General features: G+C 48.5%; 1 protein-coding gene and 1 pseudogene. Both read left to right on the top strand.

Annotated features, from left to right (window positions below):
* Positions 1 to 525: pseudogene (locus QUB20_RS26390) on the top strand (CopG family transcriptional regulator); the annotation flags it as partial.
* Between the two features lie 179 nt (positions 526 to 704).
* Positions 705 to 2,321 (top strand): NAD(P)-binding protein, encoded by a 1,617-nt coding sequence (locus tag QUB20_RS26385; protein ID WP_333250799.1) that lies wholly within the window; start codon positions 705 to 707, stop codon positions 2,319 to 2,321.
* The last annotated feature ends 65 nt before the right edge of the window (positions 2,322 to 2,386 follow it).

Raw genomic sequence — 2,386 nt, 5'->3', positions numbered from 1 at the left:
CAAATCGCTGAAAAAGAACACCGCGAACACGAGTTTGTGCAACAGCTAGCCGAAAAATCCAGTGCTCTGGAATCTTTACAGCACCAAATCGCTGAAAAAGAACACCGCGAACACGAGTTTGTGCAACAGCTAGCCGAAAAATCCAGTGCTCTGGAATCTTTGCAGCACCAAATCGCTGAAAAATCCGCTGCTGTGGAATCCTTGCAGCAGCAATTCGCCACCGAAAAGCAAAATCTCGAAAGCCAATTCCAGCAAACCGTGTCGAAGTCGAGTTACGAATCTTTGCAGCACGAGTTAGCAGAAAAGTCAAGTGCGATCGGCGAATTCCAAGTTCAACTAACCAAGTTGCACTCTCTAGAAAATCAATTGAGCCAGAGTGCGGCGATACAGCGAAATTACGACGCTTTGCAGCAACAGTCTCAAGAACAGCTAAGAACCATCAAAGCTTTACGGGAACAGCTAGGTCAAATGCAGGCTGTGGCTGGGATTGGCGAAGCTTATCTCAACAAGTGGCGCCGTCAGTGATTCTCTAATCAACACGGCACTGTCTAACGCTCCGGGTGCGCCCGGAGCACTTTACCCCTAAAACGTCCTCTAAACTCGGACGACTGCTCTTGTAGCGATAGATTTCAACCTGTCGCTACAAGAGCTTTTTATTGCAAAATATGAGCATAATATTAAGAAATATTACAATAAATAAATTTATGACAGGCGATCGCACCCCTGAGAGCAAATCCAGTCCCACAGACACTAAGGGCCGCGTCACGGTAATTGGAGGCGGAATCGGCGGGCTGACAGCAGCCGCCCTGCTAGCCCACAGAGGATACAAAGTGCTAGTCTTAGACCAGGCGATCGTCCCCGGAGGATGCGCTTCCACCTTCAAACGCAAAGGCTTTACCTTCGATGTCGGCGCCACGCAGGTTGCAGGATTGGAACCCGGAGGCATTCACCACCGAATTTTCTCAGAATTAGACATAGAACTTCCCGCCGCGACACCCTGCGATCCCGCTTGTGCGGTGTTTTTGCCGGGAGAAACAGCACCGATTAGCGTGTGGCGAAATCCGCAAAAGTGGCAGCAAGAAAGGCAGCGGCAATTCCCCGGAAGCGAACCTTTTTGGCAATTATTGTCTGCATTGTTCAAAGCTAGCTGGAAGTTTCAAGGGCGCGATCCAGTTTTACCGCCCAGAAACTTATGGGATTTCTGGCAATTAATTCAAGCAGTTCGCCCCGACACTCTAATTACTTTGCCTTTCACTTTTATGACAGTGGGAGATGCTTTGCGGCTTTGCGGGTTGGGAGACAATTTGCGCTTGAGAACTTTTCTGGATTTGCAGTTAAAATTGTATTCTCAAGTTGATACCGAAGAAACGGCACTACTTTACGCGGCAACGGCTTTAGGAGTTTCGCAAGAGCCACAGGGATTGTATCATCTACAAGGAAGTATGCAGGTATTGAGCGATCGACTCGTAGGGGCGATCGAACTCTACGGCGGCAAAGTCCTGTTGCGGCATACAGTTGAAAGTATTGTCACAGCAAATGGCAAAGCCACCGGTACAGTGATTCGCAATCAAAAAACAGGCGAAGTTTGGACAGAAACTGCCGATCGCATTGTTGCCAACGTGACAGCGCAAAATCTAGTAAAATTGTTGTCAAGCGAGCCAAGTGTCGGCAATTTAACAGATAATTTATCGGTTAAATCAGAGACTTCAGAGACAACAAATCAACTCCCAAATCAAATGGCAGGCTACAAATATCGAGTAGATAAATTGCCGCCCGCATCCGGTGCATTTGTCATATATTTGGGAGTGCATGAAAGCGCAATTCCGGCAAATTGTCCGCCCCACCTTCAGTTTCTCTACGATTACGACGGCGAGATTGGGGAGAATAATTCATTATTTGTTTCTGTTAGCCATCCGGGTGATGGGCGAGCACCGGAGGGAATGGCGACAATTATCGCTTCGTCATTTACTGATACTCGAATGTGGTGGAATTCGGTTGATTATGAAGGATTGAAGCAAAAATATACCGCAGGGGCGATCGCCCGTTTGAGCGAATATTTCAATTTGACGCCAGAGTCGATCGTACACCAAGAAGCCGCCACACCCCGCACCTTTGCCCGCTATACAGCGAGAGATAGAGGCGTTGTGGGTGGCATCGGGCAGCGAATACCAACCTTCGGCCCCTTCGGATTTGCCACTCGCACACCAATTAAAAACTTGTGGTTAGTAGGTGACTCCACCCATCCCGGAGAAGGCACTGCCGGTGTTTCCTATTCTGCTTTAACAGTAGTGCGGCAAATGGAAGCCGCCTCTAAAATCTAAGGAATGAGAATTAAATAACTTCCACAAGTTTGTGGGATGGGCGTCCCGCCCGTCCAAAAAGGACG

This window comes from Microcoleus sp. B4-C2 (assembly GCF_036705265.1).
Classification (GTDB): Bacteria; Cyanobacteriota; Cyanobacteriia; order Cyanobacteriales; family Microcoleaceae; genus Microcoleus.
The sequence above is the reverse complement of the archived record's forward strand: the minus strand, read 5'-3'. Positions and strand labels throughout refer to the sequence as shown.

Bases quoted from the DNA above. Each gene is read 5' to 3' on its own strand.
- QUB20_RS26385 (WP_333250799.1), top strand. From the start codon at position 705: ATGACAGGCGATCGCACCCCTGAGAGCAAATCCAGTCCCACAGACACT.